We start from the raw sequence: 26,054 nt of genomic DNA on the forward strand, positions 1-26,054 counted from the left end.
GGATTTTCGTAATAACTTTTAAAGAATTCTCGTAATGACTTTAGAAGATTTCTTTTCTGAATGGAATAACGATAGCGACCGGGTGCTGGTGCATACCAGTGGCTCCACGGGAAAGCCCAAGCCGATGATGGTGGAGAAGAAGCGAATGCTCAACTCCGCCCGCATTACTTGTGATTTCCTGGGATTGAAGCCTGGTGATAGCGCTTTGCTCTGTATGTCGCTTGATTATATCGCAGGTAAGATGGTGGTGGTGCGCAGTATTGAGCGCCATCTCCATCTTATTTCTGTTTCTCCTAGTGGTCATCCGCTGAAGAATATAGATTTGAAAGATGTAAATGGAAAAGATGTAAATGGGGAAATCACTTTTGCCGCTATGGTTCCGATGCAGGTGTATAACACTCTGCAGGTTCCTGAGGAGCGTGAGCGACTCACTCATATCCGCCATCTGATTATCGGAGGTGGAGCCATCGATGCATCCTTGGAAAAAGAACTCCAGGCTCTTCCTGGCAATATCGCTATCTGGAGTACCTACGGCATGACCGAAACCTTATCTCATATCGCCTTGCGAAGAATCAATGGCGCTGAGGCTAGCGAATGGTATCAGCCTTTTGATAGCGTGAAAATCAGTCAGACCGAAGAAGGCTGTCTCGTCATCGATGCCCCTCTGGTCTGTTCCGAAACCCTGGTAACGAATGATATTGTGGAAATAGAATCCTATATATATAATAAGGTGGAAAAACTTCGTTTCCGAATCAAAGGCAGAAAGGATAATGTTATCTGCAGCGGTGGTATCAAGATTCAGATAGAAGAAGTGGAGGCTCTCTTGAAGCCTCATCTTGAAAAGCCTTTCATGCTTGCCAAGAAGAAAGATGAAAAGTTTGGAGAAATCGCCGTTCTCTTGTCAGAGGATAAAGGGATAAAAAAAGTAGAGGCGACTATCCGCCGCCTCTTATCTGATCATAAATACTGGATTCCAAGGGAATTCCTTCATGTAGATCATCTTCCGCTTACCGAAACCGGAAAGCCGAAGCGATCTATCCTTCTCTGAAGAAGTCGAGTGCTTCCTTGATTTCTTCTGTAGTGGCGGTCTGGTTGATGCGGATGTCTCCGATGGCTCCCAGCATGGTGAAGTTGATGATGCCATTCTGGTTCTTCTTGTCGTGCTGCATCAGCTCTATCAGCTCGTCGTAGTCATCGCAGGTGATATTCAGCGTACCGTAGTTCTCCTTGATGAAGGTCACGGTCTGGCGCATCTTCTCTGTTGGGAATCCTGTCTTTACCACACTGAGATAAAGCTCAGGGATGAGACCGAATGCCACGGCATAACCATGAAGGATTGGCTTGCGCTTCAGCGCCCAGCTCTCGAAGGCATGACCGAATGTATGTCCCAGGTTCAGAGCCTTGCGGATGCCCTTCTCATGAGGATCCTGCTCTACGATGCGCTCCTTTACCTTCACGCTGTCGCCCACCATGCGCTGCAACTGCTTCAGGTCTGGGTTGGCAAGGTCGAAGCTTACCAGCTCTTCCCACATCGCTTCGGTAGAAATCAAGCCGTGCTTCAGCATTTCGGCATAGCCCGAACAGATATTCTCGGCATCCAGGGTCTTCAGGAACTCGGTATCGAGAATCACGAACTTCGAGTCGTTGAAAACACCCACCTCATTCTTCAAACCTCCGAAGTTGATGCCGGTCTTTCCACCCACAGAGGCATCTACCATCGCCAGCAGGGTAGTAGGAATATTGATGAAGTTGATGCCACGCTTGAAGGTGCTGGCTGCAAAACCGCCTAGGTCGGTTACCATACCGCCTCCGAGGTTGATCATGCAAGAGTGACGTGAAGCGCCACCATCCTGCAGGCCCTTCCATACCATCATCAGGCTTTCGATGTCCTTATGACTGTCGCTAGCCGGAATCGTGATCATCTTAGCTTCCTTCATGCAGTAGAATTTCTGCAAAACCGGAAGGCACATTTCCTGTGTGGTAGTATCTGTAAGCACAAACAACTTGTCGTGCTCGCATTCTGAGAGAGCGCTTACCAGTTCGTTCTCCAGATGGGTTGATATGATTACTCTCTGATCCATAACATATATACTTTTAAAAGAAACTGACTTTCAGAGTCACCTTTTGTAGGTAACTCATTGTAAATTCGCTTGCAAAGGTACGTTAAATCAGAGACAAAACAAAATAAAAAGCACTTTTTTATCTATAAAAGTTTAAACCTTGATATATTTTATGCGTCAAAAGAAGCAGAATGCCCCAAAAAGAGCAGCTGTTTTTTACAATTGCGCTTTTATTGGGTCTAATCATGTAAGTAAGTCAAAAATATAAGTAAGAAATAATAATAACGTCTATAATTAATGAAAAGATCTATTCTGATGATGCTTCTGGTGTTCGTAACCATGGCATCTTTTGCTCAGGATCGCTTGATTACCGGTGTGATTACCGACCGTGATACCAAGGATCCCGTAGAACAGGTAACGATTCAGTTACTCAAGACCGACAGTACCTATGTGTCGGGTGCTCTCAGCAATGAGCAGGGCCTCTTTCATATCAAGGCTCCTGCCAATGGCAAGTATTTACTTAAAATGTCGAGTGTAGGTTACAAGACTACCGTAAAGCGTATCGAGATTTCTGATGACAAGGATCTGGCGATGGGCAAGGTGGTGATGGGTGCCGAGGCGATTATGCTGAAAGGTGCCGTGGTAACCGCCATGGCTCAGAAGGTGAGCCTGAAGGAGGATACCTCGTCTATAATTCGGCAGCCTACCGTACACCGGAAGGTTCGGTGGTAGAGGAACTTGTCAAGCGTCTGCCCGGTGCAGAGGTTAGCGACGACGGTACCATCAAGATCAATGGTAAGGAAGTGAAGAAGATTCTCGTGGATGGCAAGGAGTTTATGACGGGTGATACCAAGACTGCCCTGAAAAACCTGCCTACCAGCATCATCGACAAGATCAAGGCGTACGATGAAAAGAGTGATCTCTCTAAGGTAACCGGTATCGATGATGGCGAGGAACAGACCGTGCTCGACTTCGGTGTGAAGAAGGGTATGAACAAGGGTTTGATTTCCAACATCGACCTGGGTGTAGGTAACAAGAGCCGCTACAATATGCGTGGTATGGGTGGTTACTTCAATGATAACAACCGATTCATGCTTTTTGCCAATGCCAATAATACCAGCGACCGAGGATTCGGTGGCGGTGGACCGGGTCGTGGCTTTGGTGGTGCGAATGGTTTGAATGCCAGCAAAATGATTGGAGCCAACTATAACTATGAGTTGAAGAACAAGTTCAAGTTCAATACCTCTCTTCGCTGGAATCACAGCGATGGCGATGTATGGAGCAGACGTTCCAGCGAGAACTTCATGGGTAGCAGCAGCTCTTTCAGCAATAGCCTGAGCCAGAATTTCTCCCGCAGCAACAGTTGGAATGGTAACATCCGATTGGAGTGGATGCCTGATTCCATGACCAATATCCTCTTCCGTCCTTCCATCTCCTGGAGTACCAGTGACGGATTGAGTGGCAGCCATTCGGCTTCCTATAACAAGGATCCTTATACCATCACCTCGAAAGACCCTCTTTCTGAGGAAGGTATCGATGAGTTGGAAAAGGCGGAGGCTATGGTGAACAGCCAGTTGACCAATGGCATCACCTATTCTGATAATAACAATATCAACGGTATGTTGCAGATCAACCGAAAGTTGGACAACAAGGGACGCAATATCACCCTCCGTGTGAATGCCAAATATACTGATAAAGACAGCAAGAGCATCTCGCTCAACAATGCCAAGCTCTATCTCGTACAGACAGCGGAGGGTAAGGATTCTACTTATCAGACCAACCGCTATAACCTGACTCCTTCGAAGAATTACAGTTATGCGGGACAGTTGACCTATAGTGAGCCACTCTGGAAGGCAACCTTCCTGCAGTTCAGCTATAAGTTTACTTACAGCTACTCCAAGAGCGACCGCAGCACCTACGATTTCAGCAAGTATGCGATGAGTGGTAATCAGGAGTACTGTGGTTGGGACAGCTATCTGAATCCGTTTGCCGGTCATCTCGAAGATTACAGGGATGATGAGTTGAGCCGTTTCTCTGAGTATCGCAATTACAATCACGATATCCAGGTGATGATGCGATTCATCCGTCAGAAGTACAACCTGAACTTCGGTGTGATGGTTCAGCCACAGCAGTCGAAGTATATCCAGGATTATCAGGGCGTGCATGTAGATACGGTTCGCAATGTGGTGAATGTGAGTCCAACCCTCGATTTCCGCTACCGCTTCTCAAAGATGAGCAACCTGCGTGTGAACTATCGTGGTACTACCTCGCAGCCAAGCATCTCTCAGTTGCTTGACATCACAGATAACAGCGACCCGCTGAACATCTCGATGGGTAACCCTGGCTTGAAGCCTTCGTTCACCCAGAACTTCCGATTGTTCTACAACAACTTCGTGCAGAACCACAACAAGGGTATCATGACTTTCATCAACTTCTCTACCACCAACAACAGCATCAGCAACAAGGTGACCTATGATGAGACGACTGGTGGAAGAATTACCCGTCCGGAGAATATCAATGGTAACTGGAATGTGATGGGAGCCTTCATGTTCAACTGCTCTATCGACAGTGCAGGAGTCTGGAACCTGAATACCGATACCAATTTGGGTTACAACAACTACGTGAGCTATCTGAGTCTCGACAAGCAGTCAGATTCCCAGAAGAATACCACCCGAAGCACCACTTGGAGAGAGCGCCTCTCTTTCAGCTATCGCAACGACTGGTTGGAGCTCTCGCTCGACGGAACATTGAATTATAACCATGCCAAGAACAAGTTGCAGCCAAACAGCAACCTTGATACCTGGCAGTTCTCTTATGGACCAAGCATGACGCTTACAGCTCCTTGGGGAACCAGCTTGAACTCAAGCCTCTCTATCAGCAGTCGCCGTGGATATAACGATAGCAGCATGAACACCGATGAGTTTGTATGGAATGCCCAGCTCTCTCAGGGTTTCCTGAAGGGCAAGCCGCTGACCGTGATGCTTCAGTTCTACGATATCCTTCGTCAGCAGAGTACCTTCTCTCGTGCCATCTCGGCTACATCCCGTACAGATACCGAGTATAATGCCGTCAACAGCTATGCGATGCTTCATGTGGTATATCGCTTGAATCTCTTCGGAGGCAAGCAGGCACGTCCTGGTGGTCCTGATGGAGGACCTGGTGGTCGTCCTGACTTCCGTGGTCGTCCATTCAATGGTGGTCGTCCTGGAGGTGGTCCTGGTAGAATGTTCTAACGGAATGTTTGGATAAAGATAGATTTTCAGGGTAAAATTCAAATAGGTATGACAAAAGAAATCCCCGCTCTTCTTGATGAGGAGCGGGGATTATTCTTTCTATGTTAAATAGCGAGGGGAATCGCTATTTTCATTTCCCTGATTAGAGAGTGAACTTGTAACCTACAGTAATCTGGATTACGTTGTTGTAGTGATCCCAGTTGTCAGCAACCTTAGTTACACCGATGTTGTAACGAGCATCGAATACAATACCCTGGTACTCATAAGAGAGACCTACAGGGATAGAGAGATCTACAGTCTTAACGCCTTCTGCATCATCCTTGTTTACCAGGAAGCCTGGCTGCAAACCTGCCTTGAGAGCAAGACCAGCTACAGGATAATAGTTCAATGTGATAGGTACATTGATATAGCCTGGGTTCCATTTACCACCTTCAAAAGTCATACCTGCAACTTTTACATCCTTGGCCTTGAAGCCCTGTACAGAATAGAGAGCACCTACAGCAACACCTAAGTTACTTGATGCCTGATACTGCAACTCAGCACCAGCTGCGAAACCAGCCTTCCAGTCGTTATCACCGATTGTAGCAACGTTCAAACCTACCTTAGGCTGGAGAGTTGTTGTACCTGCAGCCTGCTGTGCGAAAGCACCTACTGAAGACAGCACCATAGCTGCCATTACAAATAATTTTTTCATAATCTCTAAATTATAAAATTAATAGTATGTTAATACTCACGATTGAGTAAGTTGGTAATCAGCTTATACTCTGAAACTGATTGCAAAGATATAGGTTTTCTCTATTCGCTCCAAACTTTTTAAGCTTTATTTGCCATCATATTACAAAATGTAGCATACTTGTTCCCATATCGTATGTTTTTAGAAAAAATCTCCCCTTTTTCTTGCATTGTATCATAAAAAGTTGTATCTTTGCAGAGATAAAAGTATAGCGTATGGGACTAGAATTTGGAAAATGGTTAATGGACGTTGCCAAATATATACTGACGGCGCTCTTGCTTGCGACTTTCCTGGGGGATATGAATTCCGCAGCTACTATTATAGCCTCTATAGTTTTGATGTTAGGAATGCTTGGCATCGGATTGTGGCTGGTTAAGAAATCAAGTAATAATAATAAAAAGAAAGGAAAATAAATATGGATGCTCATGAACTTAATACTTGGCTTATATTAGGAACCCTTTTCTTACTTTGTTTGGTAGGATTAGGAATAGGTATCTATGATACAAAGAAGCAAAAGAAAGAAAAAAGCCTTTCGGCTTAAAGGAAGATAATTATGACTACACAAGAGATTAATTTTGCGATTATTTGTGGAGCACTGGTTTTGATATGTCTTTTTGCTGTAGGATTGATGATTTATGAAAAGAATCAGCAGAAGAAAAGTGCTCAGTGGGAGTAACGAAAACTCCCCTACACATCAAAAAGTGTGTAGGGGGAGTTTTTGTTTATTCTTCTTCTTCGTCCCAGTCTTCTTCATCGAATCCAAACATGGCTGGATCAACGAAGGCATCCAGGGCACGGCGTTCTTTCTTGGTTGGGCGACCAGTGCCTCTTGCTCTATCTACGAATCCGCTGATGCGACTCATCTCCAGCAGTTCATACTGCTTAGGATCGGTCACGTTCTTATAGACTCCGAAGAGCATTTTGGCTCCTACACGCTGCTCTATGCAGTCGAGCACCTCGAAAGAGTAGGTGATAGGGCTTTCTTCACGCTCACCACGTCGCCACGTTTAATGATGAAGGAGGGTTTACGGGTTACGCCACCTACTGTTACTCTGCCGTTCTTGCAGGCATCGGCAGCAATGCTGCGAGTCTTGTAAATGCGGGCTGCCCAAAGCCACTTGTCTATTCTAGCTGATTCTTTCATTATTATTTTTTCCCTAGCTTGTTGTACTGGTTCATGGTGATATCGATACCAGCCAATACGAAGCTCTTGATGATCTCTACACCCAGGTCGATGGCAGGCTGAAGCTGCTTCATGTCTTCCTCTGTGTATTTACCCAGCACCCAGTCTATCTGTCCGCCACGAGGATAATCGTTGCCGATACCCATACGGAGTCGGGCATAGTTCTGACCGATAAGCTGCTGGATATGTCCTAAGCCGTTGTGACCACCATTGCTTCCGTTAGCCTTCAGGCGGAAAGCGCCGAGAGGCAGGGCGAGTTCATCGCTGATCACCAGAAGTCGGCTCTGGTCAATCTTTTCCTGATTCAGCCAATATCTCACTGCATTACCACTCAGGTTCATGAAGGTGGTAGGCTTCAGCAGGATAATCTTTCTTCCCTTGAGCGTAGTCTGGGCAATGTATCCGTATCGCTTATCCTCAAAATGAATATTGGACGCTTTAGCAAAAGCGTCCAATACCATAAATCCAGTGTTGTGCCTGGTATCAGCGTATTCGTCGCCAGGGTTACCAAGCCCACAAATCAAATATTTATCCAATGTTTGATAATGCTTTACTCAGGTTCGTAAAATCTTTGATGACTTAACGTTGATTAAGCCTCCTCAGCAGCAGCCTGTGCAGCGAGCTGAGCGTTACGTGTCATCTTGATAGAGCAAACTACAACAGCCTTGCTTGTAGCCAACTCGAGACCCTCGAATGAGAGGTCACCTACCTTGATGCTCTTACCAATCTTCAACTCTGTAACATCTACATCGAGGTGCTCAGGAATTACCTGGTAAGGAGCTGTAACGTTGATCTTACGGATAGAGAGGTTCATACGACCACCATCACGTACACCCTGTGCAAGACCTACCAACTTCACTGGGATACCGATAGTGATAGGCTTCTGGTCGTTCACCTCGTAGAAGTCAACGTGCAGAGGAGCGTCTGTTGTTGGGTGGAACTGGATTTCCTTCATGATAGCTGTGTGGCTCTCACCATCGATGATGAGGTTGATAACATATACATGAGGAGTGTAGATAATCTTACGCAACTCAGTGAATGGAACTGCGAAAGACAAAGCCTCAGGAGCACCGTTTGCATCTTTCTTCTCACCATAAAGGTTACATGGGATGAAACCTTCCTTACGCAATGACTTAGAAGCTTTCTTGCCAAGGTCTGTACGCTTCTGACCTGTTACATTAATCTCTTTCATTTGTGTTACTCTAAATTAAGTTGTTAAAAAAATAATTTTGCCTTAACTCGCCATCACACGGATTAGCTTTGTTTGAAGCATGCCTCGCGAGTATTTCTCGTAAAGCGGGTGCAAAATTACTACTTTTATTTGGAATATGCAAATTTCTGGGCGATATTTTCTCCAAAATGCCCGTTAAATATCTAAAACTCATCTCCTAACCTTAAAAAAATAGAAATTATTGCCCCTTTTCTTGCATATTATATATTAAATATGTAAATTTGCACTGTTTTAGGTAATTATATAAATAAATCTTTTAAATTATTAGAGAATGATTAATAGGGATTTGATAAGACGTAAGATTGTGCAGTTAACCTACGCATACTATCAGAACAGCAATCATAATATTGATAATGCTGAAAAGGAGCTGTTGTTTGCTCTTTCTAAGTCGTATGACTTGTACAACTATATGTTGCAACTCATTGTAGCTCTCACCCAGGAGGCACAGAAGCGCTATGAGGTAGAGGTGGCTCGTGCTCAGCGTGAGGGTGCTCCAGAGCCTTCTTCAAGATTCGCATACAACAGATTCGCTTTGCAGTTGGAAGAGAATAAGATGCTCGCCGACTGGGCTGATGTGAAGAAGTCTTCTTGGGAAGAGAATATCGAAACTGCTCGCAAGATTTATACTGCCATCGTCTCCAGCGATCTCTATGCTAGCTATATTGACGGTTCAATGACCAAGGATCATGAGGAGGAGCTTACCGACTATGCATACGATCGCGAGTTCTGGCGCCGTGCTTACAAGACCTTCATTCAGAACAATGATGAACTCGATGCTTTGCTCGAGGAGAAGAGTCTCTACTGGAATGATGACAAGGATATCATCGATACCTTCGTGCTGAAGACCATCAAGCGCTTTGAACCAACCAGCAAGGCTGATCAGGAATTGCTTCCAGAATATAAGGATGAAGAGGATCGCGACTTTGCCCGCAAGCTCTTCCGTGCTACATTGCTCAATTGCGATGCTTACCAGCACTATATCGGTGATGCTTGCCGCAACTGGGATTTCAACCGCCTGGCTTATATGGATGTAGTAATCATGCAGATTGCCATTGCCGAGCTGATGACTTTCCCTGGCATTCCTGCTACGGTTACCATCAATGAGTATGTAGATCTTGCCAAGCTCTATAGTACTCCTCGCAGTGGTGGCTATGTAAACGGTATGCTCGATACCATCGCCCGCTTCCTCATCTCTCGTGGCTTGATCCAGAAGGAATTGCCTGAGCGCAAGGGTGGTCATCATGGTTCTCATGGACATAGAGAAGGTTAAGATATAGAGAGTACTTATATATAATGTACACGCGTACATTATATAGATGAATAGTTTCAATATTATATATAGATATTCAACAATAAACAACATTAATCAATTAGAATAAAGACATGACAAATTTAGTATTGCAGGCTGCTGCTGGTGGTAGCAGCATGAGTTTCCTCATTATGATGGTAGCTATTTTCGCTATCATGTGGTTCTTCATGATTCGTCCTCAGCAGAAGAAGCAGAAAGAGATACGTAAGTTCCAGAATTCTTTGGCAGAAGGTACAAAGGTGGTTACTGGCGGTGGTGTGTATGGCACTGTTAAGCGTGTAGATCTCCAGGCTAATACAGTAGATGTAGAGATTGCACGTGGCGTAGTCATCACTGTTGCTAAGGGTTACGTTTTCGCAGACGCAGCTAGCCAGACTCCTAACGCACAGTAGTCTATTCATAGAATTCTGATGCATAGTATTCGGAATATATTGAAGGCTGTCAGAAACTTCCTGTTCAGTGGCCTGAATAAGGAGTTTCTGATTTTTTTATTCTTTCTCGCTCTCAGTGGCGCCTTCTGGTTGATGATGACGCTCAATGAGACCATGGAGAGGGAATATAAGATTCCTATGCGCCTGGTGGGAACACCACGTAATGCGGTGATAACAGGAGATTTGCCTGATACCGTGCGCATTACGGTGCGTGATAAGGGATTCACCCTGATAACCTATGCTTTCCGTCCGCTTAATTTCAAGTTTAATAACTATGCAGATGAAACAGAGGGACAGGGAGTGATTCCGGTAGCTGATGTCCAGAAGCAGATTCTCTCGCAGCTCTATGGTTCGAGCAAACTCCTGCAGGTAAAGCCGAGTAAGTTTGATTTCTACTTCACCTATGGTGCTTCCAAGAAGGTGCCGGTGGTGTTCAGGGGAAAGATTACAACCAGCAAGAGCTATTATCTGGCGCATACCGAATTTTTCCCTTCTACGGTTACCGTATATGCCAACAAGCGTCAGCTCGATGAGGTCAAGTCTGTAGAGATCGTACCTTTCTATTACCGCAATCTCCAGGATACCATCCGGGAAAATGTGCGCATCAAGAAGATTCGAGGCGTGAAGGTGCTGCCTGATATGATTCGACTGGCTGTGTATCCGGATGTCCTGACCGAGGAAACGGTGGATGTTCCGATTACGGCTATCAATATGCCGCCTGATAAGGTGCTCAGAACTTTCCCATCCAAGGTCTCGGTGAAGTTCACCATAGGAGCTAGTCTCTTCAGAACCATCAAGCCTAGCCAGTTTACGGTGGTAGTAGATTACAATGAAATCGCTGCCAATCCTTCTGATAAGTGCACCCTGCAGCTGCGTAGTGTACCTCGTTCGGTAAGCAAGGCATCGCTGGAAATGGAAACGGTGGATTATCTGCTGGAACAGCAATGATAGTTTATAGTTAATAATTTATAGTTGATAGATTTTTACTGACTACTATGATGAAGATAGCTATAACAGGGGGCATAGGTAGCGGAAAAAGCTATGTATGCCGCATTTTGGAAAAGCAGGGTATCCGGGTATATGATTGTGATGCCGAGGCGAAACGTCTGATGCGTACGGATGCTGAGTTGCAGGCCGGCTTGAAGAAGTTGGTCGGCAAGGAGGTGTATAGTGCCGATGGTATCTTGCAGAAGCCGGTGCTTGCCCAGTTTATCCTGTCAAGCGAGGCAAACAAGCAGGCGGTAAACGATGTGGTGCATCCCGCAGTGGCTCGTGATTTCGAGCAGAGCAACTGTGAGTGGATGGAGAGTGCCATCCTCTTTGATAGTGGGTTCAATCGTCGTACCCATTTTGATAAGGTGGTATGTGTCTCGGCTCCCGTTGCCGTTCGTCTGCAGCGCATCATGCAGCGCGATCATATCTCTCAGGAGAAGGCGCAGCAGTGGATAGATGCCGTGATGCCGCAGGAAGAGCTGATAGCCCGTTCGGATTATGAAATCGTGAATGATGGGGTGAGCGATGTAGAAGCGCAGGTAGTGCATCTGCTCGATCTGCTCAATCCATCAGATAATTGATCATATTAAAAAATAAAAATAGATAATAATAGACAATGGAAACAATTCTTTCAATTGCAGGCAAACCAGGCCTTTACAAATTGGTATCAAGAGGTAACAGAACTCTTATCGTTGAGACGCTCGACGAAACTCACAAGCGTGTACCAGCTTTCGCTACAGACCGTGTAACCAGCCTTGGTGACATCGCTATGTACACAGATGCAGACGAGGTGCCATTGTGGGAGGTACTCGACAGCGTAAGCAAGAAGGAAGAGGGCAAGCCAAGTTCTTTCAACTACAAGAAGGCTCCTGCTGCTGAGCTTCACGATTACTTCGCTGAGGTTCTTCCTAACTACGATCGCGACCGTGTACACGACAGCGACATCAAGAAGCTTCTCCAGTGGTACAACATCCTCGCTAACTACGGTATCACAGATTTCAAGGCTACTCTTACTCCAACAGAGGGTGAGAATGTAGATGATCGTGCTGAGCAGGTTGCTGAGTAAGATTCATTTAGAATATTGATTAAAGGTCGCCCTGAAAAGGACAAAAGCTTTTTATATAAAATGCTTTTGTCCTTTTCAGGGCGACTTGGTTTATTTATTTTTTTTCTATCTTTTTCAGTTCCTTCTCAAATCTTCTCCGATACATTTCGCCCGCTATGGTCAAACCGAACGGGAAGGCAATCCAGATGCCCAGCAATCCCATACCGCAAGGGAAACCGAGGGTATAACCCAATGGCAGCGAGATGACGAAATAGGCGATGAAGGCATAGAGCACCATCGGCTTCACGCAGGCTATGCCTCGAAGCGCATTGGCAAAGGTGTATTGCAGACCATCGCCAAACTGATAAACCATCATCAGGATAATCAGCGTAGCTACATACGCCTGTACCTCTACGTTGTCATTAAACCATCCACCTATCTGGTGGCGGAGCAGAAGTACTGGAATTCCCATGCAGAGAGAGAACAGCAGATTCAGGCGGAATCCATCGTAGGCATTGCGGCGGACGGCAGCATAGTCTTTCTGACCCATAAAGTGGCTCACACGGATGGCCATGGCTGCTGCCATACCCGAAAGCACGAGGTAGAAGAGCTGGGAAATGGTAATCATAACCTGGTGAGCTGCCAATGGAATGGTGCCGAGCCAGCCTACCATCACGCAACTCAGCGTAAAGGCTGCCGATTCCATACCTAGCTGAAGAGCCACCGGCCAGCCCAGTCGGTTCATCTCCTTGAAATCCTTCCTGTTTACGGAACTGTGTACGATGTCATAACTGTAGGTTCTGAATTTCCTGCAGATCACTACTATTCCTATCATCGCCAGTGCCATCAGGATTCTACTTGCCAGGGTAGAGATTCCGGCTCCGAGCAATCCCAGTTCCGGGAAGCCTGCCACACCATAGATGAGTACCCAGTTGCCCAGGATGTTCACGATGTTACCGCCTATCATTGCCCACATCGCCACCTTGGTCTGTCCGATTCCATCGAGGAATTGCTTCATGGTATAGAAGATTCCCATGAAGAGCACCGATGCCAGATTCACCAGATAGTAAGGGCGGATAAGCTCCAGCAGTTCCTCCGGCTGTCCGATATGTGCCAGATTGAGATAGAGCAGGATGAGGGCAAGGGTGAAGATGCCTCCCGTCAGCATATTGGCAAGGAAGGAGTTGCGCACCTTCTGACCGATGATGTCGGTACGTTCCTCTCCGTAGAGTCTGCCGATGATAGGGGTGAGTCCGTAGGTGAATCCCATATAGGATACAAAAACGAGACCGAAGATATTGTTTACCAGTCCTGCTGCTGCCAGTTCGGGGGTACTGTGATGACCGATCATCAGCGTGTCGGCGAATCCCAGAATGATGGTTCCCAGTTGTCCGATGATGATAGGAAATCCTATCGAGAGCAGTTCGCGGTAATGATGTTTCTTATTCGTTGCAATGGATGTTGTATGATTATTCATATTGTTTTTAATTACTAATCTATTTCTTATACTCTGCCGTTAAAGAGTGCAAAGTTACTGCTTTATTCAGTAACTACCAAATTTTTCATTCAGAAAAAGATTTTTTCTTCCTTTTTATTTGGAGTTGTCGGATAAAAGTACTATTTTTGCATTATCAATCAACTGACAATCAGATTTATAAACCAAAACAATTATACCGTTATGAACAACATTCCATTAGTATTTTGGATCATCCCGATAGCCAGCGTTGTAGCATTGGGTATGGCATGGTTCTTCTTCCGTTCGATGATGAAGGAAGATGAGGGAACCGACAGAATGAAAGAGATTGCAGCGCATGTCAGAAAAGGTGCGATGGCTTATCTTAAACAGCAGTACAAGGTGGTGACCATCGTCTTCGTGGTGCTCGCCATTGTCTTCGCCTTCATGGCTTACGTACTGAAAGTGCAGAATCCGTGGGTTCCGTTCGCATTCCTTACGGGTGGTCTCTTCTCCGGACTGGCAGGCTTCTTCGGAATGAAAACGGCTACCTATGCTTCGGCACGTACAGCCAATGGGGCACGTACAGGTCTTGACAAAGGATTGAAAATCGCTTTCCGCAGCGGAGCCGTGATGGGCCTCGTTGTGGTAGGACTCGGCCTGCTCGACATTGCCATCTGGTTTGTTGTTCTGAACGCCGTATATGCCGGTGAGGCAACTGCCCTCGTTACCATCACCACTACGATGCTTACCTTCGGAATGGGTGCTTCTACTCAGGCACTCTTTGCCCGAGTGGGAGGAGGCATCTATACCAAGGCAGCCGATGTGGGAGCCGACCTGGTGGGTAAGGTGGAGGCGAACATCCCTGAAGATGATCCCCGGAATCCGGCTACCATTGCCGATAATGTAGGAGATAATGTGGGAGATGTTGCCGGAATGGGTGCCGACCTTTATGAGAGCTATTGTGGTTCCATTCTTTCTACAGCCGCATTGGGAGCTACCGCCTTTGCCATGAACGGCGATATGCAGCTCCGTGCCGTCATCGCTCCTATGGTCATCGCAGCCATCGGCATCTTCCTCTCGCTCATCGGCATCTATATGGTTCGTACCAAGGAGGGGGCATCCATGAAGGATCTGCTCCATTCCCTGGGATTGGGTACCAATGTCAGTGCCGGTCTTATCGCCGTGGCTACCTTTATTATATTATATCTCCTGGGTATCGAGAATTGGCTCGGACTCTCATTCTCAGTCATCAGCGGATTGGTGGCTGGTGTCATCATCGGTCAGGCTACGGAGTATTATACTTCGCAGAGCTACCGACCAACCCAGAAGATTGCCGAGGCATCAGAGACGGGTCCTGCCACGGTGATTATCAAGGGAATAGGAACGGGAATGATCTCTACCATGGTGCCTGTGGTTACCATCTCCGTAGCCATCATGCTCAGTTATCTCTGTGCCAATGGTTTTGATATGTCGCTCTCTGCTAAGTCTATCAGCGTAGGGCTTTATGGCATAGGTATTGCAGCCGTAGGTATGTTGTCAACGCTGGGTATCACTCTGGCAACGGATGCCTATGGACCTATTGCCGACAATGCTGGAGGTAATGCCGAGATGAGCGGACTGGGTGAGGAAGTTCGTGAGCGAACCGATGCGCTCGATGCCTTGGGCAATACCACGGCGGCTACCGGAAAGGGATTTGCCATCGGTTCTGCTGCTCTTACGGCGCTGGCTCTTCTTGCTTCTTATATCGAGGAGATCAAGATAGCGATGATTCGTGCGGTGGAAAACGGAAAGCAGTATGTGGATGCAGCCGGAAACATCTTTGACCCATCGAATGCCACTACCATTGATTTCATCAATTTCTTCCAGGTGAATCTCATCAATCCTAAGGTGCTGGTGGGTGCTTTCCTGGGAGCGATGGCAGCCTTCCTGTTCTGTGGACTGACGATGGGAGCGGTAGGTCGTGCGGCAGAATCAATGGTTCAGGAAGTACGTCGCCAGTTCCGTGAGATCAAAGGAATCCTTGAGGGCAAGGCTACGCCTGATTATGGAAGATGTGTGGAGATCAGTACGCGAAGTGCTCAGCGTGAGATGATTATCCCGTCCTTGCTTGCCATCATCATTCCGATAGTAGTAGGTTTGATTTTGGGAGTAGCCGGAGTCTTGGGTCTTCTTACGGGTGGACTTGCAGCCGGATTCACGCTTGCCGTCTTTATGTCTAACTCTGGTGGTGCCTGGGACAATGCCAAGAAGATGATAGAGGAGGGTAGTTTCGGAGGCAAGGGTAGTGAGAATCATAAGGCTACCATTGTAGGTGATACCGTGGGTGATCCGTTCAAGGATACCTCTGGTCCATCTCTCAATATCCTCATCAAGCTGATGTCGATGGTAAGTATTGTGATGGCAGGTTTGACCATTGCCTTCCTGTAAGACAGAGGTTTCTGTTAATTAATACTGTTAAGAAACAACTTTACAAAGTTTCTATGTCTAAAAACTACCCTTAAGGGAAGAAAAACTTTCCCTTAAGGAAAAATATTTTTTCCCTTAAGGATATTTTTATTTTTCCTTAAGGGAAACACCAATATCTCTTCTCTCCTCATTTTCCTATAGTTTGAGCAAGAGAAGCGAAAATCAGAATTATATTTACGATATTATCGCAGCTGTTCAGAACGACACAGCGAAGACCTGGTCATGGCGTTTGAGGAATGTCTGGCAGGGCTGACCTATCAGAGCGGTTATCTCACCATCAAGAAGTATAACCCAATGTTGCTTCCTGGAAAAGCTTTACACCTGCAATATGCCTTTTTTTCATCTTTTCCATTGTTATTCTCCGCAAATTTGCGGAGAATAGGCCAAATAATCTCCGCAAAACTTGCAATATTCGATAAAAATGTCTATTTTTGCAGGTACATTTAGAATGAAAGATTAAAAATGCGGCAATGATGAGAGGAACAAAATATATTTGGCAGCATGAAGGTTGGCCCCACATGCAATGGGATAATACCAGTTTCAGCAATATCTTGGCAGAAATCAATCTGCTGAGAGGTAAATTGCTGGGTAGAGTTTCTATGTTTGGTTTTGAAGAACAGAACCTGTCTATGTTGGAGTCTATGACTCAGGAAATTGTACACTCTGCAAAAATTGAAGGTGAGGAATTGAATAGAGATAGTGTTCGCTCGTCTGTAGCCCGGCAATTGGGTCTGGAGTTTGAAGGCTTGAAAAACTCCGATCATTATACTGAGGGAGTGGTACAAGTGATGATAGATGCAGTGCAGCATTATGATATGCCGTTGGATGCCGAGCGTTTATTTTCTTGGCATGCAGCTCTATTTCCTACAGGAAGAAGCGGTATCCATAAAATTCTGGTGGGCGATTGGCGCCAGGGTGAAGAGCCTATGCAGGTGGTTTCAGGACCATTAGGTCATGAGAAGATACATTATGAAGCTCCGGCAAGCAAGGATGTACCAGGTATGATGTCTGATTTTCTTTACTGGTTAGATTCTGAGAATACGCTTGATCCATTGGTAAAGACTGCCGTGATGCACCTTTGGTTTGTCACGATTCATCCATTTGATGATGGCAACGGTCGTATTTGTAGAACGTTGACGGAATTGTTGTTATCCCGTGCTGATCAGACCTCCCATCGATACTACAGTCTTTCTTCTGAAATCCTGAATCATCGTAAAGATTATTATCAATATTTGGAGCAGGCACAGAAGGGAGGTCTTGACGTGACACCTTGGATTCTATGGTTTTTACATACATTGAAGTTAGCGTTGGAAGCAGCTTTTGATAAAACTGAAGGAGTGTTACGTAAGTCCAGATTTTGGGATGTGCATCGCTCTGTTTCCATCAATGAACGTCAGCGCAAGGTTCTCAATATGCTTTTAACTGGTTTCGAAGGGAAGCTGAATTCTTCCAAATGGTATAAGATTAATCATTGTTCTCAAGATACCGCCAATCGTGATATCAGGGATTTGATAGCCAAAGGTATATTAAAACCAACTGGAGAAGGTGGAAGAAGCACAAATTATGAGTTGGTTTCTCCCTGAATTTTCGATAAAATTGCTTATCAAATATAGCTGAAAAGAAAATGTGACCGCACACGTGTCATTAGGTGGCAATAGAAATCAGCCTTATTGCCACCCTTTATTTGCAGTATATCAGATACCTTAGACTATGTATGGTATTAGTGGCAGGCGTTCTGGCGGATTTGCAATCCGCTATAGAAATATGTTCGACCGATAAAACCTGGGGATTTGTAATCCCCACCATAATTCCCATCCAACCATGGTGAGAGGATAGGTTACGTTATCGTAATCAGAAGGAAGAAGTTCCTCCTTATCCAGGATGATAAGAATATCCCAGTCGCTATCATCCCTTGCGGTACCTTTGGCTTGTGAGCCGAAAAGTATCGCCTTTCCGCCTGCAGGCAAGTTTTTCGCTAGGCATTTGCGTATAGCTGCCAATATATGTTCTTGTTCCTTCTTCATGTTGCGATATATTCGTTGATACAAAGATTGTGCCAACCATAGGCAGCAATTCCCCTCACGCCCTGAAGGGGCTGAAGCTCCTAGCCCAGGGCATTCGCTCTGGGTATTCATGTCCGCACGCCTGTCGCCCTGTAGGGGCAAAAGCTTTGTATGGCGCCCGAATCTCACTATTGTTCATCCATAATTTCCACTATAGGTACTGTTTTTTCTACCCCCATATTGGTTGTATAGCTGTAATTACCTATTTGTCTTGCAACCTTTCCTTTAGGAATTTCTATCTTTTGGTCATCATAGTAAGAGGTACTCTCATCTCCCAGAAATAGAACATCTAAACCAAGATTATTGCCCGAAGAGTCATCTCCACTCGACAAAGCGCTTCCATCAGAAAATACCTGAAAAACTTTGAAGGTTTTTTCTGGTACAGTATTACGTGGTTTATCAAACATAACTACGTCATCTTTTGATGAATTATTAGCTACAATTATGCAGCTTATCACAAAGAATACTATACATCCAGTAACAATACCTGCTACATAGGTCAAAATAAATTTTGTTTTTAATTTCATAGACAATTCGATTAAATAATTATAATGTTCTTTTATTATATTTGTTCCTGCCGTTAGTTGATAAGGCAAATTCCTTTAGATGAAATTTCTCCTTGGCAGCCTCTATTATCTCTTCTTTTTGCTTCTCGTCAGAATTGTTCTTCTCGAGCGCAAGTATCAGATAATCATTGCCTTTCGTTGGAGAGAATATCTTGCCGATAAGCATCCTGAAATGCCTGTTGACAAATTCTTCTACTTGAGTACCTTCTTTCGGCGTAAGGCGATAGAACTCATATCTTTCATCCAACATTTTCTGGATTTCATCCCGGAACATCTTGCGGACTCTGTTCTTCCACGAGAATTTCTGGTGCTCATTATGACGGGCATACAGAGATACGACATAGAGAAAGTTTACATCGTAATGGAAGACTAGAAGGGTGTCTCGATCGAACAGACGGTTATTGAAATGCTGAGTATTGAAGCATTTCTGCTCCCTGTCGGTTGACGAAATCTGGTCTGAGAAAGATAGATTCTCTGCCATCTTGGCACTGATGAAGAAGTTAGGAATGATGCTATATCCTTCAGTAAGGTCATCACGGAGCTTTGGTACGTAGCCAAAGTTACGCTTGTCGTATTGTAGCTCTTCATCGTCCTTGTCGTCATTCATAAAGAGGTTCAAGTTCCACTGAATAATATTTCTGGCGTACGTAAACTGCTTATATACAGATTCCTTTCCGATGGCATGACCAAGCTTGTAATATTTGCTGTCGCCAATGTAATAAACAGGCTCTGGCTCTTTGCTTGTAATCAGGTTCTGGTAGGTGTACAAGTGGTCTATACGTTTTCCATCAGCCTGTTCTTTCAGACCTGCTGGGATGTTCTTTTCTCCCAGAAGTTCATCAATAATGGCTTCGAAAACGATATTGAAACTCTTAACCAGAAGATACTCTTTGCGTTCCTTCTGGATGTTCATGCGCTTGGCGTTGTCAAAGAAGTCATAGCATAACTTCCAGAGATATAATGCTTTATCAGAAAAGTACTTGTATTTAATCTGGAGGAGTCTGGTCTTTCCTAATCCATCCAGATAAGTCTTGAAACGATAACCTGTGATTAATTGGAAGTTGCAGTTGATATGATTGGCGAAGCCGTATCTTTCGCTGATATAATTCAGGATGGAATAGAAGATAATCAGGAGTTCTTCATCAAAATTGATCTGCTTTTTCCTGTTGACAGGATGGGGATAAACAGGGCTGTTTTTGCTGATGATGGCACTCGTTGTGGCTATGGTCTTTGACCAATGAATGCGGTTGTAACCGGAATGGATGTTCTTCAGGATGAAGAAGATGAAATCCTGGTTATGTTTGTTGAAGTCGATGAGAGCCAGCAGAATATCGAGGAATGTGTTGTTGTTTTGTCTGTTACTTTTACCGAGGCACGCTATTTTCTGGTGATAAACGATACCGTTTCTGGTGGTATTGTTGTAAACCTCGATGGTGCGGTAAATCCAGACAGAGAACTCATAGATGAAGTCTTTCTCCTGTTGAGAGAGTGGGTTGTTCTGGTTCAGGTTGACGATGGTTTCCGGGGCGTATTTGCCGAATACTCTTTCGCCCTCTGGGGTGTCTTCGAGCAGTACTTTCGGCAAAATGAAGACGCAATCGTTGAGCTGGGTATTGTAGTAATACCCAACGTAGTTGATGCTGACGTTGCCATCAATGTCCTGCATGGCGTCAATGCCGTGCAGGACATCCCTAATCTGATCAGCCTGATACTGATGTTCTTCTATGAGGATTCTCATAATGCCTTTATTTGATTACTTCTACTGTCCAGCCTTGTTCTTTTGCAAATTGGATAATAGAATCAATGTTTGTTATATTCCACCAATTGCTTACATAAAACTCGACTCCATCAGACGAATAGAATTTTCTATCTTTTTTATAAAAGCCATAGGCTCTTTTCTTGTTACCTTCTACAGTGTTATCTATTTCTTGACGAGTGACGATTAATCCAATGAGTTTCAAGTTCTTTCCAAGCATAGTATCTGGGAAGGTTTCTTTGATTTCTGAATATTTCATCTCGGGATGTTCATTCAGATATTGTTTAATGATGGAAATACCTAATTCACCTTTGCCAAGCGGTTCTGAGCCATTGAATTTGTACTTTGTATTATCGTTGCCTTTAGTTTCGTTGTTGCTTGGGGCAGCATCAATTTCCTCCTCTTCTTTATTAAAAGAAGCCTTTTCCACTCCAAAATTCTCCAAGAACTGCTCAACGATAGCTATATCAACGTTAGTTTTGCCGTTCTTATCCTCATAGAATCTATCGAAAGACAGAATCTTGCCTTCTTCATCCTGAAAGTCCTTATCATCGAAACCATAGTCCTTGAACACATCATTCCAGAGATAGAAGATAACCTTACTAACGAACAAGTCGGCATCAATTTCTCCATCTTTTGCCTTGCAGAAGAAATAGCCGAGTTTCTTGTCTTCAGAATTTGTAAGTGAACCAATCAGCTTATTAACCTTGCTGATGAATGACCACCAATTGTATTGCTTATCACCCGTGTTGATGTACCAGTTGAGAGGAGCGTTTGTCGCTTTGTCACGACCTTCGCTGATAGACACATATTTCCAATCCCAGCGGCGCTTGAAGGCAGAGTCGATAGGGAAGAGGCTCTGGTCGCTGGTGTTCATTGTAGCCCAAATATAGAGGTTTGAAGGCAGAACAAGGCGCTCTCCCTTCATGATGAGGTTTACCATATTGGCTTCGCCATAGAGCTGGTTGATTTCGTCTTTATTCGTAATCTCCCATCCTTCAAATTCCTTTTCGAGATACTCCTGCATATCCTTGTCTGCAACGATAGGATAATCAGAAAAACCATATTCGTTGCGGTCGAGCAATTGGAACAAATCACCAAAGATCTGGGCGCAATTTCCTCTGTTTATTTCCTCGATAATAAGATATTGCTTTTTGCCGGATCCAAGTTTCTTCCACGCTTTCACATAGGCTTCGAGAAAAGCCTGAGGAATGAACTTGTAGGCAATTCTTTCTTCCTTCACAACTTCCTTCGTTTCGTCATCGATGACCTTTTTGCCATAGCAATCTCGGAAATCAACTTCTTCTGTAATAGGCTTATAAGTACCTACAAAAGAGGCGTAATCTGAGTCTGGATGGAATGTAGTGCGAATAACGTCTTCACCAAAGGTCAAATCCTTGATGGCCTTTGATTTACCTGTGCCTGGAGCACCATAGTAGATCTGTTGAAGTCCTGCCGCTTTAAGTAAAGAACTTTCTGTAGAAAAAGAATCTGTAGGGATACCCTTTCTTATAAGCTCGTTCTTTGGGTCAAGAACCATCTTTGCCATAGCTGTCAACGTAGCGCTGTAGCCATATTCAAATTTATCAATATTAGATAATTCTTTGAGTTCTACTCTGGCATCCTCAGCCTTTTTGTCGGGGTTCTTTCTATAGTAGTCTATAAATTCTCCCAGCAATTGCTTGGATATTGTACGTATGCTAAAGGCACCTTTGTTTTCTAATTTTACCTGATAGCAAAGTCTGTCTTTGTCTGCAATTAAAAGGCATCCATCTACAGATTGGTCGCCAATCATAAGTTTATCGTAATCTTCCATGTTGTTCTTTAATGATGTTTCGGCAAATGTACGACTTTTGGGTGAAAGTTGTATTGCACATTATTGTTTTTCCTTGATAAGTTTTATGATGCTATTTAAAAAGTCATGAGCAGGTTGCTGCATATTCTCGACATCTGAATTACTTACATCATATTCGCAGTTATAATCAGCTTTCATTCTTAATTGTTCCATCCTGGAGAAAAATGCACCAAGTTCTTTGTCAATTTTACCTGTCTTAACGAAATTCATACCAAATACGCCTAAAGTGCCGGCATGGGTATGGGCCGAGAGTCCATAATGAATTAATAGTGCCTGAGCAGCATGGAAACAAGAATAGTAAAACCTATTAGCTGCCAAATCCCATAATTCCATAGAAAGCATTTGCTCTGCTTCTGCTATAAATCTTTTTGCTTTTTCCAGACGAAGTTCTACTAAAGAACTTCTTTCATCGTTTGTTAGCCCCATAATCTTACTCCTTCCTTTTCTACATTTTTATAAAATGGTGTAATCTTATATTTCTGCCACTCCTTAGCGGAATACATTACAGGATTTATTTCTTTTCCTAAATCCCAGCCTAGCTCGGTAAGAGGATAGGTTACATTATCATAATCAGAAGGTAGAAGTTGATCCTTGTCTAAGATAACAAGAATGTCCCAGTCGCTATCATCCCTAGCGGTACCTCTAGCTTGTGAGCCAAAAAGTATCGCTTTTCCGTAAGGTGGCATATTCTTAGCCAGGCATTCACGGATGGCAGTCAATGTATATTCCTTTTCCTTCTTCATAATGCAAAGATAAGAGAAAAAGTTGAATCAGACAAGCAAAAGCCTTCTTTTTTATGAATTATTACACGATTTATGAGGTATATGATAGAATGATTCTAAAAATAATGTGCGAAGTTCTTCGCTTTTAAACGAAGTTGCTGGTTGAATTCACTTCGAATCTGCTGCTCCTTCTATAATGCTTTTGCCCTTACAGGGCGTGTGGGGTAAGGTGGCTCTGGTATAAAGTAAGCCATCGGCTAACATAAACTTACTCCTTCCTTTTCTACGTTTTTATAAAATGGTGTAATTTTATATTTCTGCCATTCTCTTGCAGAATACATTATAGGATTAATTTCTTTTCCTAAATCCCAACCTAGTTCGGTAAGAGGATAGGTAACATTGTCATAATCAGAAGGAAGAAGCTGCTCCTTGTCTAAGATAACAAGAATGTCCCAATCGCTGTCCTCTCTAGCGGTACCTCTAGCTTGTGAGCCAAAAAGTATCGCTTTTCCGTATGGTGGCATATTCTTTGCCAGACATTCACGGATGGCTGTTAATGTATGTTCTTGTTCCTTCTTCATATTGCAAAGATAAGGTAAAAACTTGAATCAGAAAGTAAAAGCCTTCTTTTTTATGAATTATTACACGATTTACAAGGCTTTTGATAGAATGATTCTAAAAAAGTGGGAATTGTCGGTTATGACACTATGACACTTGTGACACTTGTTTTCTAAAACTTTCCTCACGCGGGCGGGCAGGAAAAATTTTCCAGAAAGGCTTCCCGCCCGCCTACGTGAGAGAGATTTCAAGAAAAGCCTGTCACTGGTGTCATCTTGTCACCCGGAAGTAAGTCTCATTCCAGCATCCTAAGCAAGTCACTTAGGCATCCTAAGCAAGTCTCTTACGGTGCGTAAGTAAGTCACTTAGGCTTCGCATGTGTCTCTTCACTTCCCGAACGACCGTAGGGAGTGATCACTTTTTCCACTTCAATCAATTCCTTCACTTACGAAAATTGAATCAATGAGAAACCGTGAAAATCAGTGAGTAAACGTGAGAAACCGTGAATGGCGGATTCTGAATGTTGTATTTTTGCATTGTGATTCAGTAAGAACCACTGGCAATGCGCAGTGCCGATTAACTTTAATAATTTAACCATTTTAAACGTTATGATCAGAATTGTCTTATACCAGAACACGAACCAGAAGATTGCCGAAGCTTACGGCAAATGTTTTCCACGAGTAGTATCCGATGAGACCATCGGACTCGAAGAGCTCGCCGCTCATATGGCTAGCCACAACACCCCTTAGTATATTCGAAAGACTTGGCCGACTTCTTGCCATTGAGGCTAAGAGATTCTGCCTTTTAGGGCGTGTGGGGGGCAAGATATCTAAAGTACCGCTGCACAGACCTTGCGGAACCAGTCGAGTTTCTTGCCGCTCATTTCTGCTATGGATAAGTTCGCTTTGTTCACATCTTCTGGCTCAAATTCATAATAAGAATCTTCAGTAGGGAGATAATCCTCTGGAAGATCTTCTATGGAGTGGGCCTGGAAGTTGTGATGATTGCCTTCTTCATCAATATCGACAGTATATACAATGTCGTCTAATGGCGAACTTAATACGTTGCGCAATGTTTGCTTTTTATTCGTGTACTTTTGTATATTGTCGTAATCGGTTCTGATGAACATCCAGCGATTGTTTGTATCATCTTGGTCTATCCAATAGAAGAGATAGTTGTCGCCTTTATTGGTAACGTAGTGTGACAACAATGGTCCATCGAAATATATAAGATCGGCCACTTTCTTGAATTTGTCGAAGTTGCGCTTCTTTATGCAAATACCTTTTATAGTTTTCATAACTTTCCCTCCTCTAGTTTAAATGTTTTGGATAAGTCACATGATGGGAATTCAAACAAGTTATAATGTCCGTTGCTTGCTGGTGTAGTGATGTTGCCATCTTTGTTAGCCACAATTCCTGAAGAAATACTGTCACCTACAGCTTTGTATATGTTTCTCATATTTTTTGCAAGTAAGTGATAGAACTTGATGGCTTTGTCCTTTTCAGTAAAGCAAGACAGAGCATATCCACCAACATCAACTTTTCTTTGGCCATTCATAATAGCACGTTGAGGCTTCATGATGTAGTTGGGTAAGTAGCTTTTGGACATATCAGTACTGAAAACGAATCTGAATCCTTTCAAATCGTTTGGCTTTACAACTTCGGGCATTTTTAGTCCTTGTTGTATCAATGCGTCTATTTCTGCTTGATACTTATATATTCCCATCTTTTTATGTTTTAAATCTGCTTGCAAAAATAAGAAATATTTCTCTTTTATGCAAGTTTTTGGGCTTTTTCTTTTGTGTTTTCGTGAGAAAAGATTAATTTTGCATCGAATGGTGTGATTAGATTAGAAAAAAGATGTCTTAATAAATAAAGCGTATGCCAGATAAAATGACCATAGAGCAGCGCCACAACAATATGGCGGCAATCAGAGGCAAGGATACCAAACCGGAGATTCTTGTCAGGAAGTTCCTGTGGGCTAGGGGATTCAGGTATCGGCTCAATCATCCTCGGTTGCCGGGAAAACCGGATATTGTGCTCAGGAAGTATCGTACCTGTATTCTGGTGAATGGCTGCTTCTGGCATGGACATGAGGGATGCAAGTATTACGTGGTTCCGAAGTCGAATACCCAGTTCTGGCAGGATAAGATCAGACGGAATCAGGAACGGGACCATGAGGTGCTGCATCGGTTGGCAGAAATGGGATGGCATACCATCGTTATCTGGGAATGCGAACTGAAGCCGGCTGTCAGGGAGAAGCCCCTGGAGTCGCTGGCTTTTACCCTGAACCATATCTTTCTGGAAGATCATCATATCAGGAGATATGAGTTGCCGGAAGAAAAAACGGCAATGGTGGCGGAGCCGGACCCAAGGCATCGTGATTAGTAACTAC

The 26,054-nt window shown here is 44.1% G+C and carries 26 protein-coding genes and 2 pseudogenes; 13 read left to right on the forward strand and 15 right to left on the reverse strand.

Annotation, left to right across the window (positions count from 1 at the left end; translation table 11 throughout):
* Nucleotides 1-34: 34 nt before the first annotated feature.
* Complete coding sequence (locus DW830_RS00980; RefSeq protein ID WP_119248536.1) at nt 35-1,048, forward strand: AMP-binding protein; 1,014 nt, start codon at nt 35-37, stop codon at nt 1,046-1,048.
* Here DW830_RS00980 and aroB read toward each other — a convergent pair.
* Nucleotides 1,035-2,081, reverse strand: coding sequence for a 3-dehydroquinate synthase (gene aroB / locus DW830_RS00985; RefSeq protein ID WP_119248537.1), 1,047 nt, complete (start codon nt 2,079-2,081; stop codon nt 1,035-1,037). The two genes, DW830_RS00980 and aroB, sit on opposite strands and share 14 nt — an antisense overlap.
* A gap of 276 nt (nt 2,082-2,357) precedes the next feature.
* On the opposite strand from aroB, the pseudogene DW830_RS00990 reads away from it, so the two are divergent.
* Nucleotides 2,358-5,293 (forward strand): annotated as a pseudogene (locus DW830_RS00990) (TonB-dependent receptor).
* Nucleotides 5,294-5,435: 142 nt separating this feature from the next.
* On the opposite strand, the gene DW830_RS00995 reads toward DW830_RS00990, so the two are convergent.
* On the reverse strand, nt 5,436-5,987 hold the full coding sequence (locus tag DW830_RS00995) for a porin family protein (RefSeq protein WP_119248538.1): 552 nt from the start codon (nt 5,985-5,987) through the stop codon (nt 5,436-5,438).
* Nucleotides 5,988-6,241: 254 nt separating this feature from the next.
* Between DW830_RS00995 and DW830_RS01000 the strand changes: the two genes are divergently transcribed.
* Both DW830_RS01000 and DW830_RS16845 read left to right on the forward strand, forming a co-directional pair.
* Nucleotides 6,242-6,439, forward strand: a complete 198-nt coding sequence (locus DW830_RS01000) for a DUF6722 family protein (protein ID WP_119248539.1) — start codon at nt 6,242-6,244, stop codon at nt 6,437-6,439.
* A gap of 140 nt (nt 6,440-6,579) precedes the next feature.
* A complete protein-coding gene (locus DW830_RS16845; RefSeq protein ID WP_255415601.1) occupies nt 6,580-6,702 on the forward strand; it encodes a hypothetical protein in 123 nt (40 codons plus the stop codon).
* Between the two features lie 46 nt (nt 6,703-6,748).
* Here DW830_RS16845 and DW830_RS01005 read toward each other — a convergent pair.
* The 3 genes and pseudogenes from DW830_RS01005 to DW830_RS01015 all read right to left on the reverse strand — a co-directional run bounded on the left by DW830_RS01005 (nt 6,749) and on the right by DW830_RS01015 (nt 8,401).
* Nucleotides 6,749-7,170 (reverse strand): annotated as a pseudogene (locus DW830_RS01005) (RNA-binding S4 domain-containing protein).
* A gap of 2 nt (nt 7,171-7,172) precedes the next feature.
* Nucleotides 7,173-7,745 (reverse strand): aminoacyl-tRNA hydrolase, encoded by a 573-nt coding sequence (gene pth, locus DW830_RS01010; protein ID WP_089542883.1) that lies wholly within the window; start codon nt 7,743-7,745, stop codon nt 7,173-7,175.
* A gap of 53 nt (nt 7,746-7,798) precedes the next feature.
* A complete protein-coding gene (locus DW830_RS01015) occupies nt 7,799-8,401 on the reverse strand; it encodes a 50S ribosomal protein L25/general stress protein Ctc (RefSeq protein WP_119248540.1) in 603 nt (200 codons plus the stop codon).
* A gap of 310 nt (nt 8,402-8,711) precedes the next feature.
* Here DW830_RS01015 and nusB point away from each other — a divergent pair, with 310 nt between their 5' ends.
* The 5 genes from nusB to DW830_RS01040 all read left to right on the forward strand — a co-directional run bounded on the left by nusB (nt 8,712) and on the right by DW830_RS01040 (nt 12,239).
* Nucleotides 8,712-9,710 (forward strand): transcription antitermination factor NusB, encoded by a 999-nt coding sequence (nusB, locus tag DW830_RS01020; protein ID WP_119248541.1) that lies wholly within the window; start codon nt 8,712-8,714, stop codon nt 9,708-9,710.
* Between the two features lie 113 nt (nt 9,711-9,823).
* Entirely contained in the window at nt 9,824-10,141 is a 318-nt protein-coding gene (gene yajC / locus DW830_RS01025; RefSeq protein WP_117662985.1) for a preprotein translocase subunit YajC, read from the forward strand.
* A 39-nt stretch (nt 10,142-10,180) separates the two neighbouring features.
* The gene (locus tag DW830_RS01030; RefSeq protein ID WP_317125360.1) at nt 10,181-11,128 is read left to right on the forward strand and encodes a CdaR family protein; all 948 of its coding nucleotides are present in this window, start codon (nt 10,181-10,183) and stop codon (nt 11,126-11,128) included.
* A gap of 50 nt (nt 11,129-11,178) precedes the next feature.
* Nucleotides 11,179-11,754 (forward strand): dephospho-CoA kinase, encoded by a 576-nt coding sequence (gene coaE / locus DW830_RS01035; protein ID WP_158573407.1) that lies wholly within the window; start codon nt 11,179-11,181, stop codon nt 11,752-11,754.
* Between the two features lie 35 nt (nt 11,755-11,789).
* Nucleotides 11,790-12,239: a DUF5606 domain-containing protein gene (locus tag DW830_RS01040; RefSeq protein ID WP_119248544.1), complete on the forward strand. Its 450-nt coding sequence runs from the start codon at nt 11,790-11,792 to the stop codon at nt 12,237-12,239.
* 94 nt (nt 12,240-12,333) lie between these two features.
* Here the strand turns inward: DW830_RS01040 and DW830_RS01045 are convergent, their stop codons facing one another.
* Entirely contained in the window at nt 12,334-13,695 is a 1,362-nt protein-coding gene (locus tag DW830_RS01045) for an MATE family efflux transporter (RefSeq protein ID WP_119248545.1), read from the reverse strand.
* A gap of 201 nt (nt 13,696-13,896) precedes the next feature.
* On the opposite strand from DW830_RS01045, the gene DW830_RS01050 reads away from it, so the two are divergent.
* Together DW830_RS01050 and DW830_RS01055 are read left to right on the forward strand one after the other, a co-directional pair.
* Complete coding sequence (locus DW830_RS01050; RefSeq protein WP_119248546.1) at nt 13,897-16,101, forward strand: sodium-translocating pyrophosphatase; 2,205 nt, start codon at nt 13,897-13,899, stop codon at nt 16,099-16,101.
* A gap of 509 nt (nt 16,102-16,610) precedes the next feature.
* Nucleotides 16,611-17,723: a Fic family protein gene (locus tag DW830_RS01055; protein ID WP_233544324.1), complete on the forward strand. Its 1,113-nt coding sequence runs from the start codon at nt 16,611-16,613 to the stop codon at nt 17,721-17,723.
* Nucleotides 17,724-17,894: 171 nt separating this feature from the next.
* Here the strand turns inward: DW830_RS01055 and DW830_RS01060 are convergent, their stop codons facing one another.
* From DW830_RS01060 to DW830_RS01090, 7 genes are all read right to left on the reverse strand, one after another.
* Nucleotides 17,895-18,164, reverse strand: coding sequence for a nucleotidyltransferase domain-containing protein (locus DW830_RS01060; protein ID WP_119248547.1), 270 nt, complete (start codon nt 18,162-18,164; stop codon nt 17,895-17,897).
* Nucleotides 18,165-18,331: 167 nt separating this feature from the next.
* Entirely contained in the window at nt 18,332-18,730 is a 399-nt protein-coding gene (locus DW830_RS01065) for a hypothetical protein (protein ID WP_119248548.1), read from the reverse strand.
* Nucleotides 18,731-18,749: 19 nt separating this feature from the next.
* Complete coding sequence (locus DW830_RS01070) at nt 18,750-20,507, reverse strand: LlaJI family restriction endonuclease (RefSeq protein ID WP_119248549.1); 1,758 nt, start codon at nt 20,505-20,507, stop codon at nt 18,750-18,752.
* 7 nt (nt 20,508-20,514) lie between these two features.
* The gene (locus tag DW830_RS01075; protein ID WP_119248550.1) at nt 20,515-22,341 is read right to left on the reverse strand and encodes an AAA family ATPase; all 1,827 of its coding nucleotides are present in this window, start codon (nt 22,339-22,341) and stop codon (nt 20,515-20,517) included.
* Between the two features lie 60 nt (nt 22,342-22,401).
* Complete coding sequence (locus DW830_RS01080) at nt 22,402-22,806, reverse strand: HEPN domain-containing protein (protein ID WP_119248551.1); 405 nt, start codon at nt 22,804-22,806, stop codon at nt 22,402-22,404.
* On the reverse strand, nt 22,797-23,123 hold the full coding sequence (locus DW830_RS01085; protein ID WP_118254818.1) for a nucleotidyltransferase domain-containing protein: 327 nt from the start codon (nt 23,121-23,123) through the stop codon (nt 22,797-22,799). The genes DW830_RS01080 and DW830_RS01085 overlap by 10 nt, the downstream gene beginning before the upstream one ends.
* A gap of 236 nt (nt 23,124-23,359) precedes the next feature.
* Nucleotides 23,360-23,683, reverse strand: coding sequence for a nucleotidyltransferase domain-containing protein (locus DW830_RS01090; RefSeq protein ID WP_119248552.1), 324 nt, complete (start codon nt 23,681-23,683; stop codon nt 23,360-23,362).
* 585 nt (nt 23,684-24,268) lie between these two features.
* Here DW830_RS01090 and DW830_RS15690 point away from each other — a divergent pair.
* The gene (locus DW830_RS15690; protein WP_158573405.1) at nt 24,269-24,409 is read left to right on the forward strand and encodes a hypothetical protein; all 141 of its coding nucleotides are present in this window, start codon (nt 24,269-24,271) and stop codon (nt 24,407-24,409) included.
* A gap of 80 nt (nt 24,410-24,489) precedes the next feature.
* Here the strand turns inward: DW830_RS15690 and DW830_RS01095 are convergent, their stop codons facing one another.
* Both DW830_RS01095 and DW830_RS01100 read right to left on the reverse strand, forming a co-directional pair.
* A complete protein-coding gene (locus DW830_RS01095) occupies nt 24,490-24,957 on the reverse strand; it encodes a DUF6575 domain-containing protein (RefSeq protein WP_119248553.1) in 468 nt (155 codons plus the stop codon).
* Nucleotides 24,954-25,385, reverse strand: coding sequence for a hypothetical protein (locus tag DW830_RS01100; protein ID WP_119248554.1), 432 nt, complete (start codon nt 25,383-25,385; stop codon nt 24,954-24,956). The genes DW830_RS01095 and DW830_RS01100 overlap by 4 nt, the downstream gene beginning before the upstream one ends.
* Before the next feature lie 155 nt (nt 25,386-25,540).
* On the opposite strand from DW830_RS01100, the gene DW830_RS01105 reads away from it, so the two are divergent.
* Nucleotides 25,541-26,047: a very short patch repair endonuclease gene (locus DW830_RS01105; protein ID WP_119248555.1), complete on the forward strand. Its 507-nt coding sequence runs from the start codon at nt 25,541-25,543 to the stop codon at nt 26,045-26,047.
* The last annotated feature ends 7 nt before the right edge of the window (nt 26,048-26,054 follow it).

It is taken from the genome of Prevotella sp. AM34-19LB (assembly GCF_003468525.1).
Classification (GTDB): domain Bacteria; phylum Bacteroidota; class Bacteroidia; order Bacteroidales; family Bacteroidaceae; genus Prevotella.

Bases quoted from the DNA above. Each gene is read 5' to 3' on its own strand.
- DW830_RS00980 (WP_119248536.1), top strand. From the start codon at position 35: ATGACTTTAGAAGATTTCTTTTCTGAATGGAATAACGATAGCGACCGG.
- aroB (WP_119248537.1), bottom strand. From the start codon at position 2,081: ATGGATCAGAGAGTAATCATATCAACCCATCTGGAGAACGAACTGGTA.
- DW830_RS00995 (WP_119248538.1), bottom strand. From the start codon at position 5,987: ATGAAAAAATTATTTGTAATGGCAGCTATGGTGCTGTCTTCAGTAGGT.
- DW830_RS01000 (WP_119248539.1), top strand. From the start codon at position 6,242: ATGGGACTAGAATTTGGAAAATGGTTAATGGACGTTGCCAAATATATA.
- DW830_RS16845 (WP_255415601.1), top strand. From the start codon at position 6,580: ATGACTACACAAGAGATTAATTTTGCGATTATTTGTGGAGCACTGGTT.
- DW830_RS01015 (WP_119248540.1), bottom strand. From the start codon at position 8,401: ATGAAAGAGATTAATGTAACAGGTCAGAAGCGTACAGACCTTGGCAAG.
- nusB (WP_119248541.1), top strand. From the start codon at position 8,712: ATGATTAATAGGGATTTGATAAGACGTAAGATTGTGCAGTTAACCTAC.
- yajC (WP_117662985.1), top strand. From the start codon at position 9,824: ATGACAAATTTAGTATTGCAGGCTGCTGCTGGTGGTAGCAGCATGAGT.
- coaE (WP_158573407.1), top strand. From the start codon at position 11,179: ATGAAGATAGCTATAACAGGGGGCATAGGTAGCGGAAAAAGCTATGTA.
- DW830_RS01040 (WP_119248544.1), top strand. From the start codon at position 11,790: ATGGAAACAATTCTTTCAATTGCAGGCAAACCAGGCCTTTACAAATTG.
- DW830_RS01045 (WP_119248545.1), bottom strand. From the start codon at position 13,695: ATGAATAATCATACAACATCCATTGCAACGAATAAGAAACATCATTAC.
- DW830_RS01050 (WP_119248546.1), top strand. From the start codon at position 13,897: ATGAACAACATTCCATTAGTATTTTGGATCATCCCGATAGCCAGCGTT.
- DW830_RS01055 (WP_233544324.1), top strand. From the start codon at position 16,611: ATGATGAGAGGAACAAAATATATTTGGCAGCATGAAGGTTGGCCCCAC.
- DW830_RS01060 (WP_119248547.1), bottom strand. From the start codon at position 18,164: ATGAAGAAGGAACAAGAACATATATTGGCAGCTATACGCAAATGCCTA.
- DW830_RS01065 (WP_119248548.1), bottom strand. From the start codon at position 18,730: ATGAAATTAAAAACAAAATTTATTTTGACCTATGTAGCAGGTATTGTT.
- DW830_RS01070 (WP_119248549.1), bottom strand. From the start codon at position 20,507: ATGAGAATCCTCATAGAAGAACATCAGTATCAGGCTGATCAGATTAGG.
- DW830_RS01075 (WP_119248550.1), bottom strand. From the start codon at position 22,341: ATGGAAGATTACGATAAACTTATGATTGGCGACCAATCTGTAGATGGA.
- DW830_RS01080 (WP_119248551.1), bottom strand. From the start codon at position 22,806: ATGGGGCTAACAAACGATGAAAGAAGTTCTTTAGTAGAACTTCGTCTG.
- DW830_RS01085 (WP_118254818.1), bottom strand. From the start codon at position 23,123: ATGAAGAAGGAAAAGGAATATACATTGACTGCCATCCGTGAATGCCTG.
- DW830_RS01090 (WP_119248552.1), bottom strand. From the start codon at position 23,683: ATGAAGAAGGAACAAGAACATACATTAACAGCCATCCGTGAATGTCTG.
- DW830_RS15690 (WP_158573405.1), top strand. From the start codon at position 24,269: ATGATCAGAATTGTCTTATACCAGAACACGAACCAGAAGATTGCCGAA.
- DW830_RS01095 (WP_119248553.1), bottom strand. From the start codon at position 24,957: ATGAAAACTATAAAAGGTATTTGCATAAAGAAGCGCAACTTCGACAAA.
- DW830_RS01100 (WP_119248554.1), bottom strand. From the start codon at position 25,385: ATGGGAATATATAAGTATCAAGCAGAAATAGACGCATTGATACAACAA.
- DW830_RS01105 (WP_119248555.1), top strand. From the start codon at position 25,541: ATGCCAGATAAAATGACCATAGAGCAGCGCCACAACAATATGGCGGCA.